17 protein-coding genes are annotated in these 20,907 nt (G+C 66.5%); 14 read left to right on the top strand and 3 right to left on the bottom strand.

The window, feature by feature from the left end:
* Positions 1–17 precede the first annotated feature (17 nt).
* The 5 genes from C8D03_RS03225 (at position 18) to C8D03_RS03205 (ending at position 5,639) form a co-directional block, all read left to right on the top strand.
* On the top strand, positions 18–962 hold the full coding sequence (locus tag C8D03_RS03225; protein WP_108044981.1) for an ABC transporter permease: 945 nt from the start codon (positions 18–20) through the stop codon (positions 960–962).
* The gene (locus tag C8D03_RS03220) at positions 955–1,842 is read left to right on the top strand and encodes an ABC transporter permease (protein WP_108044980.1); all 888 of its coding nucleotides are present in this window, start codon (positions 955–957) and stop codon (positions 1,840–1,842) included. The genes C8D03_RS03225 and C8D03_RS03220 overlap by 8 nt, the downstream gene beginning before the upstream one ends.
* Positions 1,843–1,888: 46 nt before the next feature.
* Positions 1,889–3,478 carry an ABC transporter substrate-binding protein gene (locus C8D03_RS03215; protein WP_210203881.1) on the top strand — a complete coding sequence of 530 codons (1,590 nt, stop codon included), beginning with the start codon at positions 1,889–1,891 and terminating at the stop codon, positions 3,476–3,478.
* A 106-nt stretch (positions 3,479–3,584) separates the two neighbouring features.
* On the top strand, positions 3,585–5,021 hold the full coding sequence (locus tag C8D03_RS03210; RefSeq protein WP_108044979.1) for an amidohydrolase family protein: 1,437 nt from the start codon (positions 3,585–3,587) through the stop codon (positions 5,019–5,021).
* Positions 5,022–5,156: 135 nt separating this feature from the next.
* Positions 5,157–5,639 carry a peptidoglycan-binding domain-containing protein gene (locus tag C8D03_RS03205; protein WP_108044978.1) on the top strand — a complete coding sequence of 161 codons (483 nt, stop codon included), beginning with the start codon at positions 5,157–5,159 and terminating at the stop codon, positions 5,637–5,639.
* An 8-nt stretch (positions 5,640–5,647) separates the two neighbouring features.
* On the opposite strand, the gene C8D03_RS03200 is transcribed toward C8D03_RS03205, so the two are convergent.
* Both C8D03_RS03200 and C8D03_RS03195 read right to left on the bottom strand, forming a co-directional pair.
* Positions 5,648–7,657: an acetyl/propionyl/methylcrotonyl-CoA carboxylase subunit alpha gene (locus C8D03_RS03200; protein ID WP_108044977.1), complete on the bottom strand. Its 2,010-nt coding sequence runs from the start codon at positions 7,655–7,657 to the stop codon at positions 5,648–5,650.
* Between the two features lie 8 nt (positions 7,658–7,665).
* On the bottom strand, positions 7,666–9,243 hold the full coding sequence (locus tag C8D03_RS03195) for an acyl-CoA carboxylase subunit beta (protein ID WP_108044976.1): 1,578 nt from the start codon (positions 9,241–9,243) through the stop codon (positions 7,666–7,668).
* Positions 9,244–9,475: 232 nt separating this feature from the next.
* Here C8D03_RS03195 and C8D03_RS03190 point away from each other — a divergent pair, with 232 nt between their 5' ends.
* The 4 genes from C8D03_RS03190 to C8D03_RS03175 all read left to right on the top strand — a co-directional run bounded on the left by C8D03_RS03190 (position 9,476) and on the right by C8D03_RS03175 (position 14,898).
* On the top strand, positions 9,476–10,657 hold the full coding sequence (locus C8D03_RS03190) for an acyl-CoA dehydrogenase family protein (protein ID WP_108051143.1): 1,182 nt from the start codon (positions 9,476–9,478) through the stop codon (positions 10,655–10,657).
* 128 nt (positions 10,658–10,785) lie between these two features.
* Positions 10,786–11,379 (top strand): TetR/AcrR family transcriptional regulator, encoded by a 594-nt coding sequence (locus C8D03_RS03185; RefSeq protein ID WP_108044975.1) that lies wholly within the window; start codon positions 10,786–10,788, stop codon positions 11,377–11,379.
* A gap of 157 nt (positions 11,380–11,536) precedes the next feature.
* A complete protein-coding gene (locus tag C8D03_RS03180; RefSeq protein ID WP_181300632.1) occupies positions 11,537–13,768 on the top strand; it encodes a putative bifunctional diguanylate cyclase/phosphodiesterase in 2,232 nt (743 codons plus the stop codon).
* An 83-nt stretch (positions 13,769–13,851) separates the two neighbouring features.
* Entirely contained in the window at positions 13,852–14,898 is a 1,047-nt protein-coding gene (locus C8D03_RS03175) for a histone deacetylase family protein (RefSeq protein ID WP_108044973.1), read from the top strand.
* Between the two features lie 136 nt (positions 14,899–15,034).
* Here the strand turns inward: C8D03_RS03175 and C8D03_RS03170 are convergent, their stop codons facing one another.
* Complete coding sequence (locus tag C8D03_RS03170; protein WP_108044972.1) at positions 15,035–16,588, bottom strand: acetolactate synthase large subunit; 1,554 nt, start codon at positions 16,586–16,588, stop codon at positions 15,035–15,037.
* A gap of 248 nt (positions 16,589–16,836) precedes the next feature.
* On the opposite strand from C8D03_RS03170, the gene C8D03_RS03165 reads away from it, so the two are divergent.
* The 5 genes from C8D03_RS03165 (at position 16,837) to C8D03_RS03145 (ending at position 20,899) form a co-directional block, all read left to right on the top strand.
* Positions 16,837–17,799, top strand: a complete 963-nt coding sequence (locus C8D03_RS03165) for an ABC transporter substrate-binding protein (RefSeq protein WP_108044971.1) — start codon at positions 16,837–16,839, stop codon at positions 17,797–17,799.
* An 87-nt stretch (positions 17,800–17,886) separates the two neighbouring features.
* A complete protein-coding gene (locus tag C8D03_RS03160) occupies positions 17,887–18,432 on the top strand; it encodes a mismatch-specific DNA-glycosylase (RefSeq protein WP_248308329.1) in 546 nt (181 codons plus the stop codon).
* The gene (locus C8D03_RS03155; protein ID WP_108044969.1) at positions 18,429–19,202 is read left to right on the top strand and encodes an ABC transporter permease; all 774 of its coding nucleotides are present in this window, start codon (positions 18,429–18,431) and stop codon (positions 19,200–19,202) included. The genes C8D03_RS03160 and C8D03_RS03155 overlap by 4 nt, the downstream gene beginning before the upstream one ends.
* Positions 19,199–19,978 carry an ABC transporter ATP-binding protein gene (locus C8D03_RS03150; RefSeq protein WP_181300630.1) on the top strand — a complete coding sequence of 260 codons (780 nt, stop codon included), beginning with the start codon at positions 19,199–19,201 and terminating at the stop codon, positions 19,976–19,978. Before C8D03_RS03155 ends, C8D03_RS03150 begins: the two co-directional genes overlap by 4 nt.
* A gap of 141 nt (positions 19,979–20,119) precedes the next feature.
* Positions 20,120–20,899, top strand: coding sequence for a FadR/GntR family transcriptional regulator (locus C8D03_RS03145; protein WP_108044967.1), 780 nt, complete (start codon positions 20,120–20,122; stop codon positions 20,897–20,899).
* The last annotated feature ends 8 nt before the right edge of the window (positions 20,900–20,907 follow it).

Raw genomic sequence — 20,907 nt, 5'->3', positions numbered from 1 at the left:
GTGAGCGGCTGCTCCCGATGCTGAACCACATCGCCCAGCGCGTCGCGATGTCGGTGCCGGTGCTGCTTGGCGTGCTGCTCTTTGGATTCCTGCTGCTGCAACTGGTTCCGGCCGATCCCGCCGCGATCGTCGCCGGCCCGACGGCCACGCCGGAACTCGTCGCGCAGATTCGCCAGGATCTCGGGCTCGACCGGCCGGTCTTCGTGCAGTTCGGCATCTATCTCGCCCGCGTGCTGCAGGGCGATCTCGGCGTCTCGCTGATTTCCAACACCAGCGTCATCGCCGAACTGGGCGAGGCCATCGGCCCGACGGCCGAGCTGATGTTTGCCTGCCTGGTCTGGGCCGTGCCGCTCGGCATCGCGCTCGGCACCATCGCCGCCGTCTATCGCGGCCGCCTGCTCGATCGGGTCGTGATCGCGATCTCGGTCGCCGGGGTCTCGACCCCGGTGTTCTTCATCGGCCTCATCCTGATGCAGTATATCGGCTATCATTGGGGGCTGCTGCCCTTCATCGGGCGCGGCGGCCCGCTCTGGAGCCTGGACGGGCTCGCTGCGATTGCGCTGCCCGCCCTGACGCTGGGCCTGGTCTTCATCGGCCCGATCGCGCGGATGACGCGAACCGCCGCGCTCGAAGTGCTGAGCGCCGATCATGTCCGCACCGCCCGGGCCAAGGGCCTGTCGGAGCGCGCCGTGGTGATGCGCCATGTGCTGCGCAACGCACTGATCCCGGTCGTGACGCTGATCGGCCTGCAGGCCGGCTATCTGCTCGGCGGCGCGGTCGTGACCGAGACGATCTACTCCTGGCCGGGCGTCGGCCGGCTCGCCGTCGGGGCCATCCTGGCGAGCGATTTTCCGCTGGCACAGGGCGCGATTCTGGTGCTGGCGCTGGCCTTCCTGGTAATCAATCTGATCGTCGACATGCTGTATGCGGTGCTCGATCCGCGGGTCGAGAAACATGGCTGACATCGCCGCACCCGCGCCCGCCGCGAGCAGGCCGCTCGCCGCCTTCGGGCGGCGCATTCTCAGGGACAAGCTCGCCTTGCTGGCGGCGCTCATCCTGCTGCTCATCGTGGGGGCTGCGCTGTTTGCGCCCTGGCTCGCGCCCTTCGATCCTTACGAGACGACGCGCAGGCCCTTCATCCCGCCGCGCTGGAGCGAGGGCTCGCTGCCGCAATACTGGCTGGGCACGGACGGACAGGGCCGCGACATGCTCTCGCGCCTGCTCTACGGCACGCGGCTGACGCTGGTGATGGGGCTCGCCTCGATCGTCATCGGTGGCGGCATCGGGGCGCTCCTCGCCCTGCTCGGCGTCTATTACCGCCGGCTCGACCCCTACATCATGCGTGGCGCCGACATCCTGCTCTCCTTCCCGGCAATCCTGCTCGGCCTTGCGCTCGCCGCCGTCGTCGGCCCTGGCCTGACCGCGATCGTGATCGCACTGTCCATTGCCACCGTGCCGGATGTGGCACGCATCACGCGCAGCGCCGCCATCGTCATCATGGGGCAGGATTACATGGAGGCCGGCCGCGCCATGGGCCTGCCCGACCGCACGCTGATCTGGCGCTATCTCGCGCTGAACTGCCTGTCGCCGGTCTTCGTCTTCATGACGCTGCGCTTCGGCCAGATCATCCTGATCGGTGCCGCCTTGTCCTTCCTCGGCCTCGGCGTGCGCCCGCCCGAGGCCGAACTCGGGATGATGGCCTCGCTCGGCCGCGATGCGCTGTTCTTCGCGCCGCATATCTCGCTGCTGCCGAGCCTCGTGATCATCGCCATCGTGCTTTGCGTCAATCTGCTGGGCGATGCCCTGCGCGATCTGCTCGATCCGCGCATGAGGAACCAGTGAGGCAAAAGCCCGACCGACCGTTTCAAGACAAAAGGGGAGAACGATCGTGAAGCATCTGACATCCATCGCCACTGGCGCCCTGTTGGGCCTTACCGCTTTTGCCGGGCCGGCCGCGGCACAGGGCTCCAACAACATCCTGACCATCGTCCGCGAGGTCGACAGCGACCGCTACGACCCGCAGCGCTCGACGGCGCGGGGCGCCTCCGAGGTCATCTTCATGATGGCCGACACGCTGGTCTCGCTCGACCACGACATGTCGACGATCAAGCCCGGCATCGCGTCGAGCTGGACCGTGTCGCCGGACGGCAAGACCTACACCTTCAAGCTGCGCAACGACGTCTCCTTCTGCGACGGCAAGAAGATGACCGCGCAGGACGTGGTTTACTCGATGAAGCGCTGGATCGATCCGGCCACGCGCTCGCCCGTGCGCTGGCGCGCCGGCAAGGTCGACGACATCGTCGCGACCGACGACTTCACCGTCGAATACAAGCTGACGGCGCCGTTCTCGGAGCTGCTCTACCAGCTGACCCAGAGCTTCGCCGTCATTATCGACAAGGCCAATGTCGAGGCGCTGGGCGCCGATTTCGGCGTCAAGGGTTTCAATGGCACCGGACCCTATTGTTGGGGTGAGTGGAAGCCGCGCAACGAATTCCGCCTGAAAAAGCACGCTGCCTACAAATGGGGCCCGCCGATCTACGAGAACAAGGGTGCGGCCCAGATCGAGGAGATCGTCTGGAAGATCGTGCCGGAGGAGAACACCCGCCTTGCCGCCGTGATGACCGGCCAGAGCCAGGTCACGCAATATGTTCCCTATTCCGGCCTGTCGCAGATCCGCGCCAACCGGAACCTCAAGCTGGTCGATTCGAAGGAGGCTTTCTGGACCTATTTCGTCGGCTTCAAGATCGACAAGGAGGGCGTCAACGACCCGGCCGTCCGACGCGCCATGGTCATGGCGGTCGACCAGAAGGCGATCGCCGAGAACCTCTATTTCGGCGAGGTCGAGCCGGCTTACAGCTATATCTCGAGCGAGGCGCTGGACTGGAACAAGGCGGTCACCCCGATCAAGACCAATGTCGCCGAGGCGAACAGGATCCTCGACGCGGCCGGCTGGGTGAAGGGGGCCGACGGCTTCCGCGCCAAGGACGGCAAGAAGCTTTCGCCCATCGTCTATGGCTTCACCGGCTCGACCTGGCAGAAGCTGATGGAGGCGATCCAGGGCGATCTGCGCAAGATCGGCGTCGATCTTCGGGTGCAGCTCTTCGATGCCACCATCGCCTGGGGCAAGATGGCGACGCAGGAGTTCGACATGTTCGGGATGAGCTTCCCCTACATCTCGGCCGGTGACGCGCTGAACCTCTACTTCCCCTCTGCCAACGCCCCGACGCCGAACCGGATGAACTGGAAGGACCCGCAGACCGACGAGCTTCTGAACAAGGGCATCACCGCACTGAACGACGCCGACCGCGCTGCCGCCTATGGCGAGGTGCTGAAGAAGGTGCATGAGGCGGCGGTCTGGCTGCCGCTCTATCACGAGCCGATGAAGATCGCGGCCTCGGCCCGCCTGGCCCCCTTCAAGGCCCACAACATCTATGGCTGCGGGCTGTACAAGGGCCTGGACCTGAAGTTCGTGCGCTGAACCTCGTCATTCTCGGGCGAAGCGAAGCGCAGACCCGAGAATCTCTTGCCGGAGATGGTCGGCTCAAGGCCGACCATGACGCCCTTTCGCCTAGCCGGAGCCCGCCATGCCGATCACCCTCATTCGCAATGCAAGCTGGATCGTCGCCTACGACGCCAAGTCCAAGGGCCATGTCTATCTGCGCGATGGCGACGTCGCCTATGACGGCGACCGGGTCGTTCATGTCGGCGGCACCTACAAGGGCAAGGCCGACTCCACCATCGACGGGCGCGGCAGGATGGTCATGCCCGGCCTCGTCAACATCCACTCGCACCCGTCATCCGAGGCGATGTGCAAGGGCTGGAACGACGAACTCGGCAGCACCAAGATGTACGGCACGGCGCTCTACGAGTTCATGCCGCTGTTCCGCTGCGATGCGCAGGGCGTGAAATCCTGCGCGCAGGTGACCTATTCCGAGCTGCTGATGTCGGGTGTCACCACGCTGGTCGATATGTCCGTCGCCTGGGATGGCTGGCTCGAGACCTTCAAGGCTTCGGGCCTGCGGGCCGTGTTCTCGCCGATGTACCGCTCGGCGCGCTGGTACACCGATAACGGCCATCTCGCGAAATACGAATGGGACGAGAAAGCCGGCGAGGCCGCGATGGCGGCTGCCATGAAGCTGCTCGATCAGGTCGCCGCCGACGATTCCGGCCGGCTCTCGGGCATGGTCTCGCCTTCGCAGATCGACACCTGCTCGGCCGAACTGATCCAGGCGAGCTATGCCGAGGCGGAGGCGCGCAAGCTGCCCTTCCAGATCCACGCTGCCCAGAGCATCGTCGAGTTCCACGAGATCACGCGCCGTCACGGCATGACGCCGGTCGAATGGCTGGAATCGCTCGATGTGCTCGGGCCGTTCTCGATCATCGGCCACGGCATCTTCCTCGACCATCACTCCTCGGTGAAATGGCCGCAGACGGACGACATGGGCGCGCTCGTCGAGACCGGCACCCATGTCGCCCACTGCCCGATCGTGTTCCAGCGCCGCGGCATCGCGATGCAGAGCTTCGGGCAATATGTCGCCGCCGGCATCAATGTCGGCATCGGCACGGACACCTACCCGCATCACATGCTGGAGGAATTGCGCGCCGTCTGCATCGGTTCGCGCATGATGGCGGAGGATGTCTACGACCTGCGCACCTCGGACGCGTTCAACGCCGCGACGCTCGGCAGCGCGAAGGCCCTCGGCCGCGACGATATCGGCCGCCTCGCCAAGGGTGCCAAGGCCGACATCGTCATCGTCGACGTGACGCATCCGATGATGCGCCCCCTGCGCGATCCCGTCCGCAGCCTGATCTATGCCGCCGGCGAGCGTGCCGTGACGACGGTCATCGTCGACGGCGTCACGGTCGTCGATAACGGCAAGGTCCTGACCATGGACTACGCTGCGGCTGCCGCCGAACTGGAGGAGGCCCAGCGCCGCGCCGAGCCGAAGGTCCAGGGGCTCGACTGGGCCAAGCGCGACCATCTCGAGATTTCGCCGCTGACCTTCCCGACCAAGGGCTGAGCCTGCAGCCATCGGAGGCGATGGGTCGCCTCCGATGCGCCTGTTCCGCGCGGAACAGCGCGCCGGGCACCTCACGCCTATCCCTGATCACAGCGGCGGACTGGTCCGGCCGCAAGTGGGACAGGGGAGGCAGTGATGGCCAAGGTGATCGAGGACGAATTTGGCACCATGTTCGTGGTCGAATTGGGTGTCGGTCCTAAGCGTGCCAACAATCGCGACGATGTGACGGTGGTTCAGTACCTGCTGAATCTCTACTTCGAGCATCCCGAGAACGCGTCGGCCCGGCGCTTTGCAGGTGGCGGCTATGCGCCCCTCAAGGTCGACGGCATCATCGGGCCCAAGACCAATGCTCGCATCAAGAAATTCCAGGAATTCATGACGAGCATCGGTCTGTTTCTGGTCTGCGACGGCTGCGTCGACAAGGCACGCGCCGATATGGTGGTGCCGGGCAAGTCGTCGTGTCTGTATACGATCTTCGAGCTGAACAGCCACGTCCGCTACCTTTACCTCGATGGCACCGACATTATTCCCCTGCGCCACCGGGCCGACTTCCCGGCCAGGCTGGTTCCGGTCGTCAATCGCTTCCTTCCGCTCTGGGCACAGTGGAATGCGGCGTAGGGCCGGGCTCAGGAAACCGTGACATCGCCGCATTCGATGGCGATCAGAACCTCGCCGGCGGCGACCGTGGCGCCGGCCTTGACCGAGACCCGCGCGACCCGGCCGCTGGCCGGGCTCTTCAGCTCCATGAACAGCTTCATCGACTCCAGCACGGCGACGACCTGGCCGGCGACGACATCATCGCCCTCCACGACATGGATCGCCGCGACGGTGCCGGGCATCGCCGCCCGCAGTGTATCGCCGCCGTCATGGCCTGCTCCGCGCGCCGCTGCCGCCGCATCGACAGCGAGCGCCACGCCGATCCGGCCCTCGAAGCCGCGATAGCGTAGGAACAGCCCGTCGCCGTCGTGAACCGCATGGGCCGGCGAGCCGAGACCGTCGCATTGCACGGCCCAGCCCGTGCCACCCGCCGTCTGCGACAAGGCGATGTCGAAGGCTCCTCCCGGGCCGAGCACGCGCAGGAAGCCGTCATGCGCCTCGGCCTGCAGGCGCGTCTTGTCGTCTCCGGTCGTGACCGCGAGATGGGTCGTGGCCGGGCGGCCGGCGGGCGCCAGCAGCCGGAATCCCGCTAGCGACTGCCACGGCCCCGCGCCTGCGACGACGGCATTCGCTGTCGCCAGCCAGAGTGCCGCAGCGACAGCCCGCAATTCGTCATCGGCCGTACGCGCCGGCTGCCAGCCCTCCGGCCAGGTCTCCTTCAGGAACAGCGTCGTCGCCCGGCCTGCTGCAAAGACCGGAGCCCGCAGCACGTCGATGAGGAGCGGCCTGATCGTGCCCGGCCCCAGCACGACCATCCGGTCGAGCCCTTCCGCGAGCTTGCGCACGGCCCCGGCGCGGTCCGGCGCATGGGCGATCACCTTGGCGAGGAGCGAGTCGTAATGCGTGCCGACGACGCTGCCGGTGGCGACGCCACTGTCGACCCGCAAGCCCTCGGGCTCGCACCAGAGCGCGATCCGCCCGGTATCGGGCCGGAAGCCCTCATCGGCCCGCTCGGCGGTCAGCCGCGCCTCGATGGCGTGCCCTGAGCAGGCGATCTGGCCTTGAGCCAGCGGCAGTGCCTCGCCGGCCGCGATGCGGATTTGCCATTCGACGAGGTCAAGCCCGGTGATCGCTTCGGTCACGGGATGCTCGACCTGGAGCCTCGTGTTCATCTCGAGGAAGAAAACGTCCTCGCTCGCCGCATCGACCAGGAACTCGACCGTGCCGAGATTGTCGTATCCGATCGCCCGCGCCAGCCGCAGCGCATGCTCGTGCAGGGCCGCGCGGGTTTCGGGACGGAGATTGGGCGCCGGCGCTTCCTCGATCAGTTTCTGGTTGGCGCGCTGCACCGAGCAGTCGCGCTCGAACAGATGCACGATGTTGCCATGGCGGTCGCCGGCCACCTGCACCTCGACATGGCGCGGCCGCGTCACGAATTTTTCGATCAGCAATCGGCCGTCGCCAAAGGCGGCTTCAGCCTCGCGCGCCGCGGCCAGGATCGCTCCGTCGAGTTCCGCTTCGCTCTCGACCTTGCGAATACCCTTGCCGCCGCCGCCGGCCGAAGCCTTGACCATCACCGGCAATCCGATGCGCAGGCCCTCCGCCCGCAGCACCGCCGGAGACTGATCGGCGCCGTCATAGCCCGGCACGCCGGGGACGTTCGCCTCACGCGCGATCTGCTTGGAACGGATCTTGTCGCCCATCGCGTCGATCGCCGAGGCCGACGGCCCAATGAAAACGATGCCGTTCGCCTCGCAGGCGGCGATCAGGTCGAGCCGCTCGGACAGGAAGCCGTAGCCCGGATGGATCGCCTGCGCGCCGGTCCTGAGCGCGGCCTCGATGATCCGGTCCGCCCGCAGATAGCTCTCGCGCGCCGGCGCCGGGCCGATGGCGACGGCCGTATCAGCGAGGCGCACATGCAGCGCGTCCCGGTCGGCTTCGGAATGCACCGCGACGGTGCGGATGCCCATCGCGCGGCAGGTCTTGATGATGCGGCAGGCGATCTCGCCGCGATTGGCGATCAGGATGGTGTCGAACATGGCTCCGGTCACATCCTGTACACAGGGCGCGGCGAGGTATCGCGCGGCTCGCCCGCCGCCAGCGCGAGGCACAGGCCCAGAACGTCGCGCGTCTGAGCGGGCTCGATGATGCCGTCGTCCCAGAGCCGGGCGGTGGCGTAATAGGGGTCGCTCTGCTCCTCGAACTGCGCGCGCGTCTTCGCGTCGAGTTCGGCGATGGCCGCCTCGTCGGCCGCTCCCTTGAGCGACTGCCGCCGCAACTCGGTCACGACATTGGCCGCGACCTCGGGGCTCATCGTCGCGATGCGGGCATTGGGCCAGGAGAACAGGAAACGCGGCCGGAAACCGCGTCCGCACATCCCGTAATTGCCGGCGCCATACGAGCCGCCGATCAGCACGGTGTATTTCGGCACGCGCGCATTCGAGACGGCATAGACCAGCTTGGCCGAATGCTTGGCGATGCCGCCGCGCTCGGCCTCGGTGCCGACCATGAAGCCGGTGATGTTCTGCAGGAACAGCAGCGGGATCTGGCGCTGGTCGCAGAGCTCGATGAAATGCGCGCCCTTCACGGCACTTTCCGAGAACAGCACGCCGTTATTGGCGATGATCCCGACAGGGTGGCCGTGGATATGGGCGAATCCCGTCACCAGCGTCGCGCCATAGTCAGGCTTGAAGGCGTTGAAGGCACTGTCGTCGACGATCCGGGCAATGACCTCGCGCACGTCATAGGGCCGGCGCAGATCGGTCGGCACCAGATCGACGAGATCGGCCGGATCGAGCTTCGGCGGTGCGGGCGGTTGCGGCGGGTCCTTCAGAACGCCGGTCTCGCCGAGCGAGCCGACGATCTCGCGCAGCTTCGCCAAGCCCTCCATCTCCGTCAGCACCATATGGTCAGAGACGCCGGAGACCTGGGTATGCATTTCGGCGCCGCCGAGCGTCTCGCCATCGACGATCTCGTGGATCGCCGCCTTCACGATCGGCGGCCCGCCGAGATGGATCCTGCCGGTGCCCTTGACCATGATGACCTCGTCCGACAGCGCCGGGATATAGGCCCCGCCTGCCGTCGCGCCGCCGAACACGATCGAAAGCTGTGGAATGCCGGCTGCCGACATTTGGCACTGGTTGTAGAAGGAGCCGCCGAAATGGTCGCGGTCGGGGAAGACCCGATCCTGCTCGGGCAGGAAGGCGCCGCCGCAATCGACGAGGTAGAGGCAGGGCAGCCGGTGTTCCTCGGCGATCTCCTGCGCGCGCAGATGCTTCCTCACTGTTTCCGCGAAGAAGGAGCCGCCCTTCACGGTGGCATCGTTGGCGATCAGCATGCAGGCGCGGCCCTGCACGATGCCGATCCCGGTCACGATGCCGGCGCCCGGCACCTCGTTGCCGTAGAGCCCCCAGGCGGCCAGCGGCGACAATTCGAGGAAGGGCGTCTGCGGATCGAGCAGCAGGTCGATCCGCTCGCGCACCATGATCTTGCCGCGCGCCTCATGGCGCTCGCGCATCCTGGCGCCGCCGCCGGCCGCGACCAGCGCGTGGCGCTCGCGCAATGTGGCGAGCATGGCCGAGAGCGGGGGAGGGGGGGCAGAAACGGCCTTATCAGTCTCGGACATGCTTCCCCCTGTCACGAATGTTTTCTTCTCAGCCCTCATCCTCAGGAGCAGCCGCAGGCTGCGTCTCGAAGGATGCTCAAGTGCGCTCTGGAGCATCCTTCGAGACGCCACGTTCCGCGGCTCCTCAGGATGAGGGCTGTTGGGGGGCCGAGACTTGATCTCGCCGTCTCATTCACCTACCGTCCGTTAGGTAGGCAGAATGAATGGCGCCGGTCAAGCGCGGGAGAGCATCATGTCGGCAGTCGAGAAACCGGGCTCGGGCGAAGGCCAGCGCCGCTCGCCCTATTTCACCGAGGAGCACGAGGCACTGCGCGACCAGGTCCGCCGCTTCGTCGAGGCCGAGATCAAGCCCCATGCGCTGCAATGGGAAGAGGACGGCTTCGTCCCGCGCGAGGTGCTGCGCAAGATGGGCGCGCTCGGCTTCTTCGGCATCCGTTATCCGGCGGAATACGGCGGCTCCGAGATGGACACGCTCGCGACCGTCGTGCTGGCCGAGGAACTCGGACGCTCGACCTTCTCCGGCGTCGCGATCACCGCGCTCGTCCACACCGATATGGCCTCGGTCCATATCGCCAATGCCGGCAGCCAGGTGCAGAAGGACAAGCACCTGTCGGATATCATTGCCGGCGAGAAGATCGTCGCGGTTGCCGTCACCGAGCCCGATGCCGGCTCGGATGTGAAGGGCATCCGCACCACGGCGCGGCGCGAGGGCGACCACTATGTCCTCAATGGCGCCAAGATGTTCATCACCAACGGCGTCCATGCCGATCTCTACTGTGTCGCCGCCAAGACCGACCCGCAGGCAAGGCCCTCGCAATCGGTCTCGATCTTTCTGGTCGAGAAAGGCACGCCCGGCTTTTCGGTCTCGCGGGCGCTCGACAAGCATGGCTGGCGCTCGTCCGACACGGCCGAGCTCGTCTTCGAGGATTGCCGCATCCCGGCCGAAAACCTGCTCGGGCAGGAGGGCCGCGGCTTCTACGCGATCATGAGCAACTTCCAGAACGAGCGCACCGTGATCGGCGCCATGGCGATCGGCGAGGCGCAGGCTGCGATCGATCTGACGCTGGATTACGTCAAGACGCGAAAGGCCTTCGGCGCGCCGCTCTGGGAGAAGCAGGCGATCCGCCAGAAGCTCGCCATGATGGCGAGCAAGGTCGAGGCCGGGCGCCAGCTCGTCTATCACGCCGCCTGGCTCGATACCCAGGGCTTCGACGCCACCCGCGAGGTCTCTATGGTCAAGGCCTATTGCGGCGAACTGGTCAACGAGGTGATGTATGCCTGCCTGCAGTTCCATGGCGGCATGGGCTACATGCGCGAGAGCACGATCGAGCGCATGACGCGCGATGCCCGCGTCCAGTCCATCGGCGGCGGCGCAACCGAGGTGATGCTGGAAGAGGTGGCGAAGCGGCTGTGAGGGGGCAGAAAAACGCCTCCCGCGTTATGGTCGGGCTTGACCCGACCATCTCGGAAACCAGCTATCTCGTCACGAGATTCTCGGGTCTACGCTTCGCTTCGCCCGAAAATGACGGCGGAGGTTGACGCATGAGCGCGCTGACGCAACGCGAACCCGCAGAAAACCGCTCGCGCCGGCTCATCCTCGACACGGCTGCGCGGCTGCTGCGCTCCGGCGGCTATCATCAGACCACTCTGCGCGAGATCGCGGAAGCCGTCGGCATCCGCAAGGCGAGCCTCTACTATCATTTCGCCTCGAAGGAGGAGATCGTCGAGGCGGTGGTCAATGACGGCGTGCGCTTCGTCCACGAGGCGGTCGTCGCCGCGCTGTCCGCCACGGAAGGCGCTGTCCCGCGCGATCGGCTGGAGGCCGCGATCCGCGCCCATCTCACCGCGCTTCATGGCAATAGTGACTACACCAGCGCCAGCATCAAGGTCTTCACCTTCGGCGAGACCCCGACGCCGGAAAGCGTGCGTCGCGTCCGGCGGGCCTATGAGGATGTTTGGCGCGGGCTCATCGCCGAGTTGCAGGCCTGCGGCGCACTGTCGCGCGAGCGGGCGCCGGACGTGCTGCGTTACCTGCTTCTGGGAGCCATGAACGGCTCCATCGACTGGTTTCGGCCCGAGCGCTTCGATACGAAGAGCCTTGCGCGGGAGTTCGTCGCGCTGATCGCCGCCGGTTGAGGCGCCGCCCGCCGTGGGCCCGAGAGGTGACTTAACTCTGCTTTGAGAAGTCCTCGTACACAACCGCGCCATGGCCGGCGAGCAACTGAAATTTGGCGGAGAATTTCGCAACTCCGCGAGCGAAAACGCTTTCAGGATCGCGCGTCTGGACGAGACGTTGCGACAATGCCGGCTGCTTTTCCTGCTCTCTGCGGTGCTTAACGCGCTCTTCCTGCTGAGCGACTGGCGCTTCGCCGGCACGCCGCATTTCTTCGTTGCGGTGCCTGCCCGGCTGGCGGTGGTGTTGTTCTCGCTGCTGTGTTTCGCACTCGTCCGGCGGGCGGCCCGTTTCGGGCAGGCGCAGGCCGTGACGCTGCTCTGGGAGGCCACGACTGCGGTTGCTGTCGCTTTTCTCGTCAGTTCGCGCAGCGATCTCGCGCTCTTCGTCGTGTTGCTGTTACCATCGATCTTCTATCTCGTCGCGCCGACTTCGTTCCGGTTCACGCTGCTGATGGGCGGCGGTGCCAGCGTGCTGATGCTGATCGGCTATCTCGGTCGCGGCCCGTATCCGCCGACATTGCTCGGCCTCGTGCTCGTCCTCGCCATGCTGAATGTCGCGCTCAGCCTGGTGGTGATCCACGCCAACCGCCTGCGTCGCCTCGAATGGCTCGCGACCCAGGCCGAGCGCTCGGCGCGGCAGGCTCTTCAGGACAGCCAGGCCCTGATCGAGCGCATCTTCATGGCCGTGCCGATCCCGCTTGTCGTCTCCGCCGTCGCCGATGGCAGTTTTCTGCGCGTCAACGACGCGGCGGTCCGCTATCTGGGCGAACCGGGAGCGACCGACCTGAACGGCCGCACCATGGTCGACTGCATCGGGATCGAGGACCGGCGCGACGTGATGGCCGATCTCGATCAGCGGGGCCGGATCGATGCGCTCGAAGTCTCGCTGCGCGATGGCAATAGCCGGCGACGCGACGCCGTCATCACCGCGGCCTCCTTGCCGATCGGCTCGATGCGGGCGGTCGTCGCGGGGATCGTGGACATCACCGAGCGCAAGGCAGCCGAGGCGCATACGCGATGGCAGGCGACGCATGACGCACTGACCGGGCTGCCGAACCGGCTGCTCTTCCAGGAGAGGCTGATAGAGGCCCTGCGCAGTCGCGCCGAGGGTATCGTCGCCCTGTTCCTCGTCGATCTCGACGATTTCAAATCGATCAACGACACGCTTGGCCATGCCGTCGGCGACGAACTGCTCGTCGCGGTGGGGGAGCGGTTGGCGCGCGGGCTTCAGCCCGGCGAATTCGTCGCCCGACTCGGCGGCGACGAGTTCGTGGTGATCGTCCGGCTACCGGGCGGCGTCGACGAGGCGGCGGCGAAGGCCGAGCTGCTGCTGAGCGCCTTGCGCGAGCCTTTTCCCGGAGCTCAGGTGGCGGGGCCGATGCGTGCCAGCATCGGCTTTGCGCTGGCCCCCCATCATCATGACGATGCCGGCGAACTGCTGAAGGATGCCGATCTCGCGCTCTATCGGGCCAAGGCGCTCGGCCGGAACATGGCCCTGATCTACGACCCCGCCATGCGCGAGGCGATGAACGCCCGCGTCGAGATCTGCAGCGCGATCGTCGAGGCCGTGGCCCAGGGACGCATCGTGCCGTTCTACCAGCCCCAGATCGACCTGCGCAGCGGCGCGATCGAGGGCTTTGAGGTGCTCGCGCGCTGGAACCATCCCGAGCGCGGCATCGTTCCGGCCGCCGCCTTCCTTCTCGCGCTCGAGGATGCCGAAACGGCGCGACAGATCGGCGAGGCGGTGCTCTGTCACGCCATGGCGGATCTCAGCGGATGGCGCGATGCCGGCGTCGCGGTCCCGCGCCTGTGGCTCAACCTGGCTCCCGGCGTATTCCGCGATCCGGCCTTCCCGGAAACCCTCCTCGGCAAGCTGGCGACGGCCGGTCTGTCGCCGGAGCAGTTCGGTGTCGAGGTCACCGAGAACGTGCTGCTGACGCGTCAGGGCGAGCAGGCGGGCCCCGCATTGCAGCGCCTGCGCGCAGCCGGCATCCGCGTGGCGCTCGATGATTTCGGCACCGGCTATGCCTCGCTGACGCATCTGCGCCGTTTCCCGGTCGATGTCGTCAAGATCGACCGCGGCTTCGTCATGCGGGTCGGGGAAGGTGGCGAGGATGCCGCGATCGTGCGCGCCGTCGTCGCGCTCACGGCCGAACTCGGCCTGGACGTGATCGCGGAAGGCGTCGAGACGCAAGATCAGCGGATGTTCCTGCGTGCGCTGGGATGTGGCTTCGCCCAGGGCTATCTCTATTCCCGCCCGGTGCCGGCCGATCAGGTTCCGGCGCTGCTCGGTCGTGGCGGCCTGCTGCCCGTCGCTGATGCAGGGCAGGGCGGCGTCGTCGCGGTCTGACGCGCCGGCCCGGGCTTTGCTAGCTTGATGGCCCGCCCGTCTTCGGGCGGCAGATTTGCCCGTTGCAGGAGAGCCTTCGAGCCATGCGTGCCTTCTATCATCCCGACCAGTCGCTGCACGATCCCCGGCAGTATATGCGCTTTGGTCGCGTCGTCGCGCCGAAGGATCTGCCGGAGCGCACGGCGCGCCTGCTCGGAGCGCTGGCGAAACATGGCATCGCGCCCGAGCGGCCGGCCTCGCATGGCACGGCGCCGATCCTGGCGATCCACGATGCCGGCTTCGTCAAGTTTCTCGAAACCGCCTGGGCGCGCTGGCAGGAACTCCCGGCCGAGCGCGGCCCCGAGGTCTGGCCGAGCACCTTCCCCTATTGGAGCGGCCGCCCCGACGAGGACGTCCGCCCACCCTGCCGGCCGACCGGCTACATCGGCCAGCTCGGCTGGTATCTTGGCGACATGTCGGTTCCGATCGGCGAGCATTGCTGGCATTCGACGCTGCTCTCGGCCGAAACAGCTGTAACGGCGGCCGATGCGATCCTGGCTGGCGAAAAGGCGGTCTATTCGCTCTGCCGCCCCTCCGGCCATCATGCCCGGGCCGACCGCGCCACCGGCTTCTGCTATCTCAACAATACCGCGATCGCGGCCCAGCGCCTGCGTTCGAGCTTCAGGAAGGTCGCGATCCTCGACGTCGATGCCCATCACGGCGACGGCACGCAGCAGATCTTCTATCGCCGCAACGATGTGCTGACGATCTCGGTCCATGCCGATCCCTCGAACTACTACCCGTTCTACACCGGCTATGAGGACGAGCGCGGCAACGGCCCGGGCGAAGGTTTCAACCTCAATCTGCCTTTGGCCCACGGCTCTGGCGGCGCTGCGATGGCGGCGGCTGTCGACCGGGCGGGCGAGGCGATCCGCGACTTCGGAGCAGATGTCGTCATCGTCGCGCTCGGCTACGACGCCCACAAGGACGACCCGATCGGTGTGCTCAAACTGGACGCCGCCGATTTCGGCACCATCGCCACCAAGGTGAAGGCCTTCGGCCTGCCGACGCTGGTGGTGCAGGAGGGCGGCTATGCGATCGAGGCGATCGGGGATTGCCTGGATGCGTTTATTGGCGGGTTCAAGGGATAGCCTCAACGCGAGTCATGGTCGGGCTTGACCCGACCATCTCATCGCAATCGGGGCACCGGTTATCCCCGGGGCGGTTCATCCGGCAGGAGATTCTCGGGTCGCCCTGCGGGCGCCCGAGAATGACACTGTTGCCGCCTTAAATTACCGCCTCGATCAGGAACGGCCCCTTCCGTCCGAGCGCGCCCTTGAACAGCCTGGTGAACTCCTCGGCCGTGGTCGCTCGCGCTGCTTCCACACCCATGCCGCGCGCCATCGCGACCCAGTCCAGCGCCGGCTCGTCGAGATTGAGCATCAGCGTGGCGTTGCGGCCGAAATCATTGACGCCGACGGCGCGCATCTCGCCATGCAGGATCGCATAGGTCCGGTTCGCGAAGATCACCGTGACAATGTCGAGGTTCTCGCGTGCCTGAGTCCACAGGCCCTGGACCGTGTACATGCCCGAGCCGTCGGCCTGCATGCCGATGACCTTGCGGTCTGGGCAGGCGACGGCGGCGCCGACGCACATCGGAATGCCTTCGCCGATCGCCCCGCCGGTGAGCTGCAGATAATCGTGCTGCGGTGCGCTGTGGCATTGCTGGTAGAAGACGCGGCCCGACGAGACCGACTCGTCGCAGATGATCGCTTGTTCGGGCAAGAGCCGCGCGACGATGGTGCAGACCTTGTCGGCGTCGAGATCGCCGGTCGGCAGAGCCGTCTCGGTCTGGGCCTTGGCGATGAAGGCAGGTTCCGCCTTCGTCGCGCCGGTCTCCTCGGCCAGCGCCGCGAGCGCGCCGACGAGATCGTCGCCCATGGTGGCGAGTTTGGTCACGACGCAGCCGTCATGGATCAGCCGGCCGGGCTTGCCCGGATAGGCGAAGAAGCCGACCGGAATCTGCGCGCCGACCAGCACCAGCAGGTCGATATCCTTCAACTGCTCCAGCGCCATGTCGACGGGGTAGAACACCTTGGGAAGCGCGACGCGCCCGGCACCGCGCTCGATGCGGCCGTTCGACATCTGGCCGTACATCTTGCAGCCCGTCGCCGCGCAGATACGGGCCGCGGTCTCGAGCGGCCCCTCGCGCAGTGATGAGCCGGTCATCATCAGCGCGGCGCGGGCGCCATGCTTGCGCAAGGCGGCGGCGACCTCGCGCACCGTCTCCGCCGCGACGGTCCTGAAGGCGGGCACAGGGGTGGCTTTGACCTCGGCCGGCTCCACGCTGCCCCAGGCGCAGTCGGCAGGCAGGATCGCGGTGGCGACGCCGGGCAGCGACATTGCGGCGGCATAGGATTCGCCGATCGCCGGCCCGACATCCTCGGGGCTGGCGATGCGCCGGACGTAATGCGACATCGGCTTCGCCAGGCTCTCGATGTCGCTGGTCAGCGGCGCGTCATGCTGCAGGTGGTAGGTCGCGTGGTCGCCGACGACGTTCAGCATCGGCGTCCAGGCGCGCCTGGCATTGTGCATGTTGGCAAGCGCATTCGCCATGCCGGGTCCGCAATGCAGCAGCGTCGCCGCCGGCTTGTCCGCCATGCGGGCATAGCCATCAGCCGCGCCCGTCACCACACCCTCGAACAGCCCGAGCACGCAGCGCATCTGCGGCTTGCGGTCGAGCGCCGCGACGAAATGCATCTCGGACGTGCCGGGATTGGCAAAGCAGACATCCACGCCGTTGACGAGCAGCGTGTCGCAGAGGCGGTCGGCACCGTTCATTCTGATCGTTCCTGGGCGAAGAAGGAGCAAGTCGTTCGAGGGGTGCTCAGGGGAAGGGATGTTCCCGTCTCTGTCAAACAAGAGAATGTCATTGCTGTCCCCAGCGATGGTGATCGGCCGCTTGACGGATTTGCATATGCATTTAACCTCGTCTGGAACGAAGGTTGCATCTGGCCGCGCCATGCGGTGCGATGGGCTTTGGTCCTCGCACGAAGCCGGACATCACAACACAGGGGAAGGGTCCCGTCATGACAGCCTGGAAGCGTTTCGGAACGGTGGTGGGCCTCGGCCTTGCGGCGGCTCTCGCCGCGGGCGGTGCGCAGGCGCAGACCAAGGTGAATATCGGCATTTCCGGCTGGACCGGCTTCGCACCGCTCGTCCTCGCCAAGGAGGCCGGCATCTTCGCCAAGAACGGTCTCGACGTCACGATCAAGAAGATCCCGCAGAAGGACCGTCACCTCGCGATCGCGTCCGGCGACATCCAGTGCGCCGCGACGACCGTCGAGACCTGGATCGTCTGGGACGCTGCGGGCGTGAAGACCAAGCAGATCTTCCAGCTCGACAAGAGCTACGGCGCCGACGGCATGGTGACGCGCAGTGCGATCGGCTCGATCAAGGACCTCAAGGGCAAGACCGTCGCGGCCTCGGCGCCGGGCACCTCGCCCTATTTCGCGCTCGCCTGGTTCCTCAAGGAGAACGGCATGTCCGTGAAGGACGTGACGGTCGTGAACATGGAGCCCGGCCCTGCGGCACAGGCCTTCATCGCCGGCCAGAACGACGCGGCCCTGACCTATGAGCCCTATCTCTCCGCCGTGCGCGAGAAGCCCGACGCCGGCAAGATCATCGCCACGACGCTCGACTATCCGATGGTGATGGACACTTTCGGTTGCACGCCGGCCTTCCTCGCCGCCAACGACACGGCCGCCGCCGCGCTGACCAAGAGCTATTTCGAGGCGCTCGACCTGATCAAGGCTGACAAGGACAAGGCCTTCGGCATCATGGGCGCCGATGTGAAGCAGACCGGCGAGCAGTTCGGCAAGTCGGCCGGCTTCCTGCGCTGGTCGGATGCGGCGGGCAACAAGGCCTTCTTCTCGGGCGAGTGGCAGGCCTTCTCGGCCAAGGCTGCCGACCTGCTGCTCGAGATCGGCCTGATCAAGGCCAAGCCCGATCTGAAGGATCTGGTCGAGACGAAATACGTCGCCGGCAAGTGAACGGCGGCAGGCGCACACAACCGTCATGCTCGCCCGCGTGGCGAGCATCCACGCCTTGAACTCCGTCCTCGACGCAGGAAGGCGCGGATGGTCGGGACAAGCCCGACCATGACGCTGGAGCAGCCAGTCCTCCCCGACATCCTGGCTCCCGGCCTGCGCGTTGTCTTCTGCGGCACGCAGGCAGGGGCCGTATCGGCGAGGCGGGGAGCCTATTATGCCGGACCCGGCAACAGGTTCTGGAAGGCGCTCCATGCCGTCGGCCTGACGCCGCGCCAGCTCGCTCCGGAGGAATTTCCGGAACTGCTGCGGCTCGGCATGGGCCTGACCGATGTGGCGAAGGCGTCATCGGGACCGGATTCGGATCTGCTGCCGGCGCATTTCGACATCGAAGGTTTCAAAGAGAAGATGAGATCCTTTGCTCCGGCCGTGATCGCTTTCAACGGCAAGCGCGCGGCACAGGCCGTGCTCGGCTTGCGAGATAGCACCCTGCCTTACGGCTTGTGGCAGGCGCGGATGGAGGGCGCATCCGTGTTCGTCCTGCCCTCGACATCCGGCGCCGCCTCCGGCTTCTGGTCGCTCGCGCCGTGGCGGAATCTGGCCGCCGTCCTGAACCGCGAGGCACCGCGCTCATGAGACCCCTCCAGCCGGTTTCTGCCCCCGCTCGCGTGGGGTACGGCATCGCCTTCTTCGCGTTGTTCGTCGCGCTCTGGTCGGTCGCGACCTTCGGCGGCTATGTCCAGCGGCTGTTCCTGGCCGACCCCATCACCATGGTGCGGGAAGGTTACAACCTGCTGGTCCAGTATGGCTTCGCCTTCGACATCGGCATGACGATCTGGCGTGTCGTCGGCGGCTTCGTGCTGGCGGTGCTGGTCGCGCTGCCGCTCGGCATCATGATGGGCGCCTACAAGCCGATCGAGGCCTTCCTCGAGCCCTTCGTCTCCTTCGCGCGCTATTTGCCGGCCTCGGCCTTCATCCCGCTGCTGATCCTGTGGGCCGGCATCGGCGAGGCGCAGAAGCTGCTCGTCATCTTCATCGGCTCGGTCTTCCAGCTCATCTTGATGATCGCGGTCGCGGTCGGCTCGATCCGGCGTGATCTGGTTGATGCCGCCTACACGCTGGGCGCGACCGACACCTCGGTTGTGCGCCGCGTGCTGCTGCCCAACGCGGCGCCCGAGATCGCCGAAATCTTCCGCCTCGTCCTCGGCTGGGCCTGGACCTATGTCATCGTCGCCGAGCTGATCGGCTCGTCCTCCGGCATCGGCCACATGATCACCGACAGCCAGGCCCTGTTGAACACCGGGCAGATCATCTTCGGCATCATCGTCATCGGCCTGATCGGGCTGGTCTCGGATTTCCTGTTCAAGGCGGTCAATCAGCGCCTCTTCCCCTGGGCGCAAAGATGAGCAAGCTTCTTGTCGAGAATGTCGGGAAGGTCTTCCCGGCTCAAGCGAACGGCCAGCCGACCCGCGCCCTGATGCCGACCTCGCTCAAGGTCGGCGACAACGACTTCATCGCCATCCTCGGCCCCTCCGGCTGCGGCAAGTCCACCCTGCTGCGGATCATCGGCGGGCTGGAGACGGCGAGCGAGGGCAGGATCGTGCTGGACGGCGTGCCCGTTTCCGGCCCGGGCGCCGATCGCGGCTTTGTCTTCCAGAGCTACACGTTGTTCCCCTGGCTGACAGTGGCGCAGAACATCGCCTTTGGCTTGCGCGAGAAGGGCGTGCCCGAGCGCGAACGGCTCGATATCGCCCGCAAATGGGCAGACAGGGTCGGACTATCGAGCTTCGTCGACCATTTTCCCAAGCAGCTTTCGGGGGGCATGCAGCAGCGCACCGCGATCGCCCGCGCGCTCGCCAACGATCCCAAGATCCTGCTGCTCGACGAGCCCTTCGGCGCCCTCGACAACCAGACCCGCGCGCTGATGCAGGAGATGCTGCTCGGCATCTGGGAGCGCGAGCAGAAGACCGTGCTCTTCGTCACCCACGATATCGAGGAGGCGATCTTCGTCGGCTCGCGCGTCGTGGTGATGAGCGCGCGGCCTGGCCGGATCAAGGCCGACATCGCCGTCGATCTGCCCCATCCGCGGCCTTACACCATCAAGACGACCCCGGAATTCGTCGCGCTCAAGGAGCGCCTCGTCGAGGAAATCCGCGCCGAGGTGATGGCGAGCCCTCACTGAACGACGCATCGGAGCGCCGAACCTGCGGGCCGATTGACAGCCTGCCGGGATGATGCTTGTTTCTGCCTCAATTGGCCTGACCACATGGCCAAAGCGAGCTTCCGGTCACGGGAGCCGGGGGATGGAAACCGGGAGCAAGCTGTGCCGCTCGAGGCTGTCGAGTCGCCACGTCTGTATCGCCAGATCGCCGACCAGCTCCGCCATCTTATCGATCGGCGCGAGTATCCGGTCGGCGGCCGACTGCCGCCCGAGCGCGAGCTGGCAGAAAAGCTCGGCGTGTCGCGCCCCTCCGTCCGCGAAGCCCTGATCGCGCTCGAGGTCGAGGGCCGCGTGCGCATCCGCATGGGCTCCGGCGTCTATGTTGTCGACCGGCCCGCCGGTCAGCCGACCCTGCTTCCCGTTGCCGACGAGGCCCCGGAAGGGCCCTTCGAGGTGCTGAAGGCGCGCGAACTGGTCGAGAGCGCGGTCTGCGCCGAGGCCGGCAGCTCGGCACGCCCGGATGACGTGGCGACGCTCGACGACATCCTCGCCCGGATGGAGCTGCCCGGTCTGTCCAGCGACGAACTGGTCGCGCTCGACCGTTCGTTTCATGTCGCCATCGCCTCGACCCTCGGCAATGCGGTGCTGGCGCGCTTCGTCGGCATGCTGTTCGACCAGCGCATCAACCCGTATTTTCGCCAGCTCGCGAGCTATTTCGAGAACGCCGAATCCTGGCGCGAGGCGGTGGCCGAGCACCACGAGATTCGCGACGCGATTGCGGCGGGACAGAGCGATGGCGCGCAGGCGGCCATGCGCCGTCACCTGCAGCGCTCGCAGGAGCGCTTTTCACAGAGCTTCGGCGAAGGGCCTCTCCATGCGAGGCCCGGCCGGCGCGGAGGCGGGCGGGAGAGCGTCGTGACCCGCCTTGCCCGAAAGAACTGACGCAAGAA

The sequence above is a fragment of the Bosea sp. 124 genome (genome assembly GCF_003046175.1).
GTDB lineage: Bacteria > Pseudomonadota > Alphaproteobacteria > Rhizobiales > Beijerinckiaceae > Allobosea.
Note: the sequence above shows the minus strand (reverse complement) of the source record. Positions and strands in the feature narration are given on the sequence as shown.

Excerpts from the sequence above, each read along its gene's own strand:
- C8D03_RS03225 (WP_108044981.1), top strand. The coding sequence starts at position 18 with ATGCTGAACCACATCGCCCAGCGCGTCGCGATGTCGGTGCCGGTGCTG.
- C8D03_RS03220 (WP_108044980.1), top strand. The coding sequence starts at position 955 with ATGGCTGACATCGCCGCACCCGCGCCCGCCGCGAGCAGGCCGCTCGCC.
- C8D03_RS03210 (WP_108044979.1), top strand. The coding sequence starts at position 3,585 with ATGCCGATCACCCTCATTCGCAATGCAAGCTGGATCGTCGCCTACGAC.
- C8D03_RS03205 (WP_108044978.1), top strand. The coding sequence starts at position 5,157 with ATGGCCAAGGTGATCGAGGACGAATTTGGCACCATGTTCGTGGTCGAA.
- C8D03_RS03200 (WP_108044977.1), bottom strand. The coding sequence starts at position 7,657 with ATGTTCGACACCATCCTGATCGCCAATCGCGGCGAGATCGCCTGCCGC.
- C8D03_RS03195 (WP_108044976.1), bottom strand. The coding sequence starts at position 9,243 with ATGTCCGAGACTGATAAGGCCGTTTCTGCCCCCCCTCCCCCGCTCTCG.
- C8D03_RS03190 (WP_108051143.1), top strand. The coding sequence starts at position 9,476 with ATGTCGGCAGTCGAGAAACCGGGCTCGGGCGAAGGCCAGCGCCGCTCG.
- C8D03_RS03185 (WP_108044975.1), top strand. The coding sequence starts at position 10,786 with ATGAGCGCGCTGACGCAACGCGAACCCGCAGAAAACCGCTCGCGCCGG.
- C8D03_RS03175 (WP_108044973.1), top strand. The coding sequence starts at position 13,852 with ATGCGTGCCTTCTATCATCCCGACCAGTCGCTGCACGATCCCCGGCAG.
- C8D03_RS03170 (WP_108044972.1), bottom strand. The coding sequence starts at position 16,588 with ATGAACGGTGCCGACCGCCTCTGCGACACGCTGCTCGTCAACGGCGTG.
- C8D03_RS03165 (WP_108044971.1), top strand. The coding sequence starts at position 16,837 with ATGACAGCCTGGAAGCGTTTCGGAACGGTGGTGGGCCTCGGCCTTGCG.
- C8D03_RS03160 (WP_248308329.1), top strand. The coding sequence starts at position 17,887 with ATGGTCGGGACAAGCCCGACCATGACGCTGGAGCAGCCAGTCCTCCCC.
- C8D03_RS03155 (WP_108044969.1), top strand. The coding sequence starts at position 18,429 with ATGAGACCCCTCCAGCCGGTTTCTGCCCCCGCTCGCGTGGGGTACGGC.
- C8D03_RS03150 (WP_181300630.1), top strand. The coding sequence starts at position 19,199 with ATGAGCAAGCTTCTTGTCGAGAATGTCGGGAAGGTCTTCCCGGCTCAA.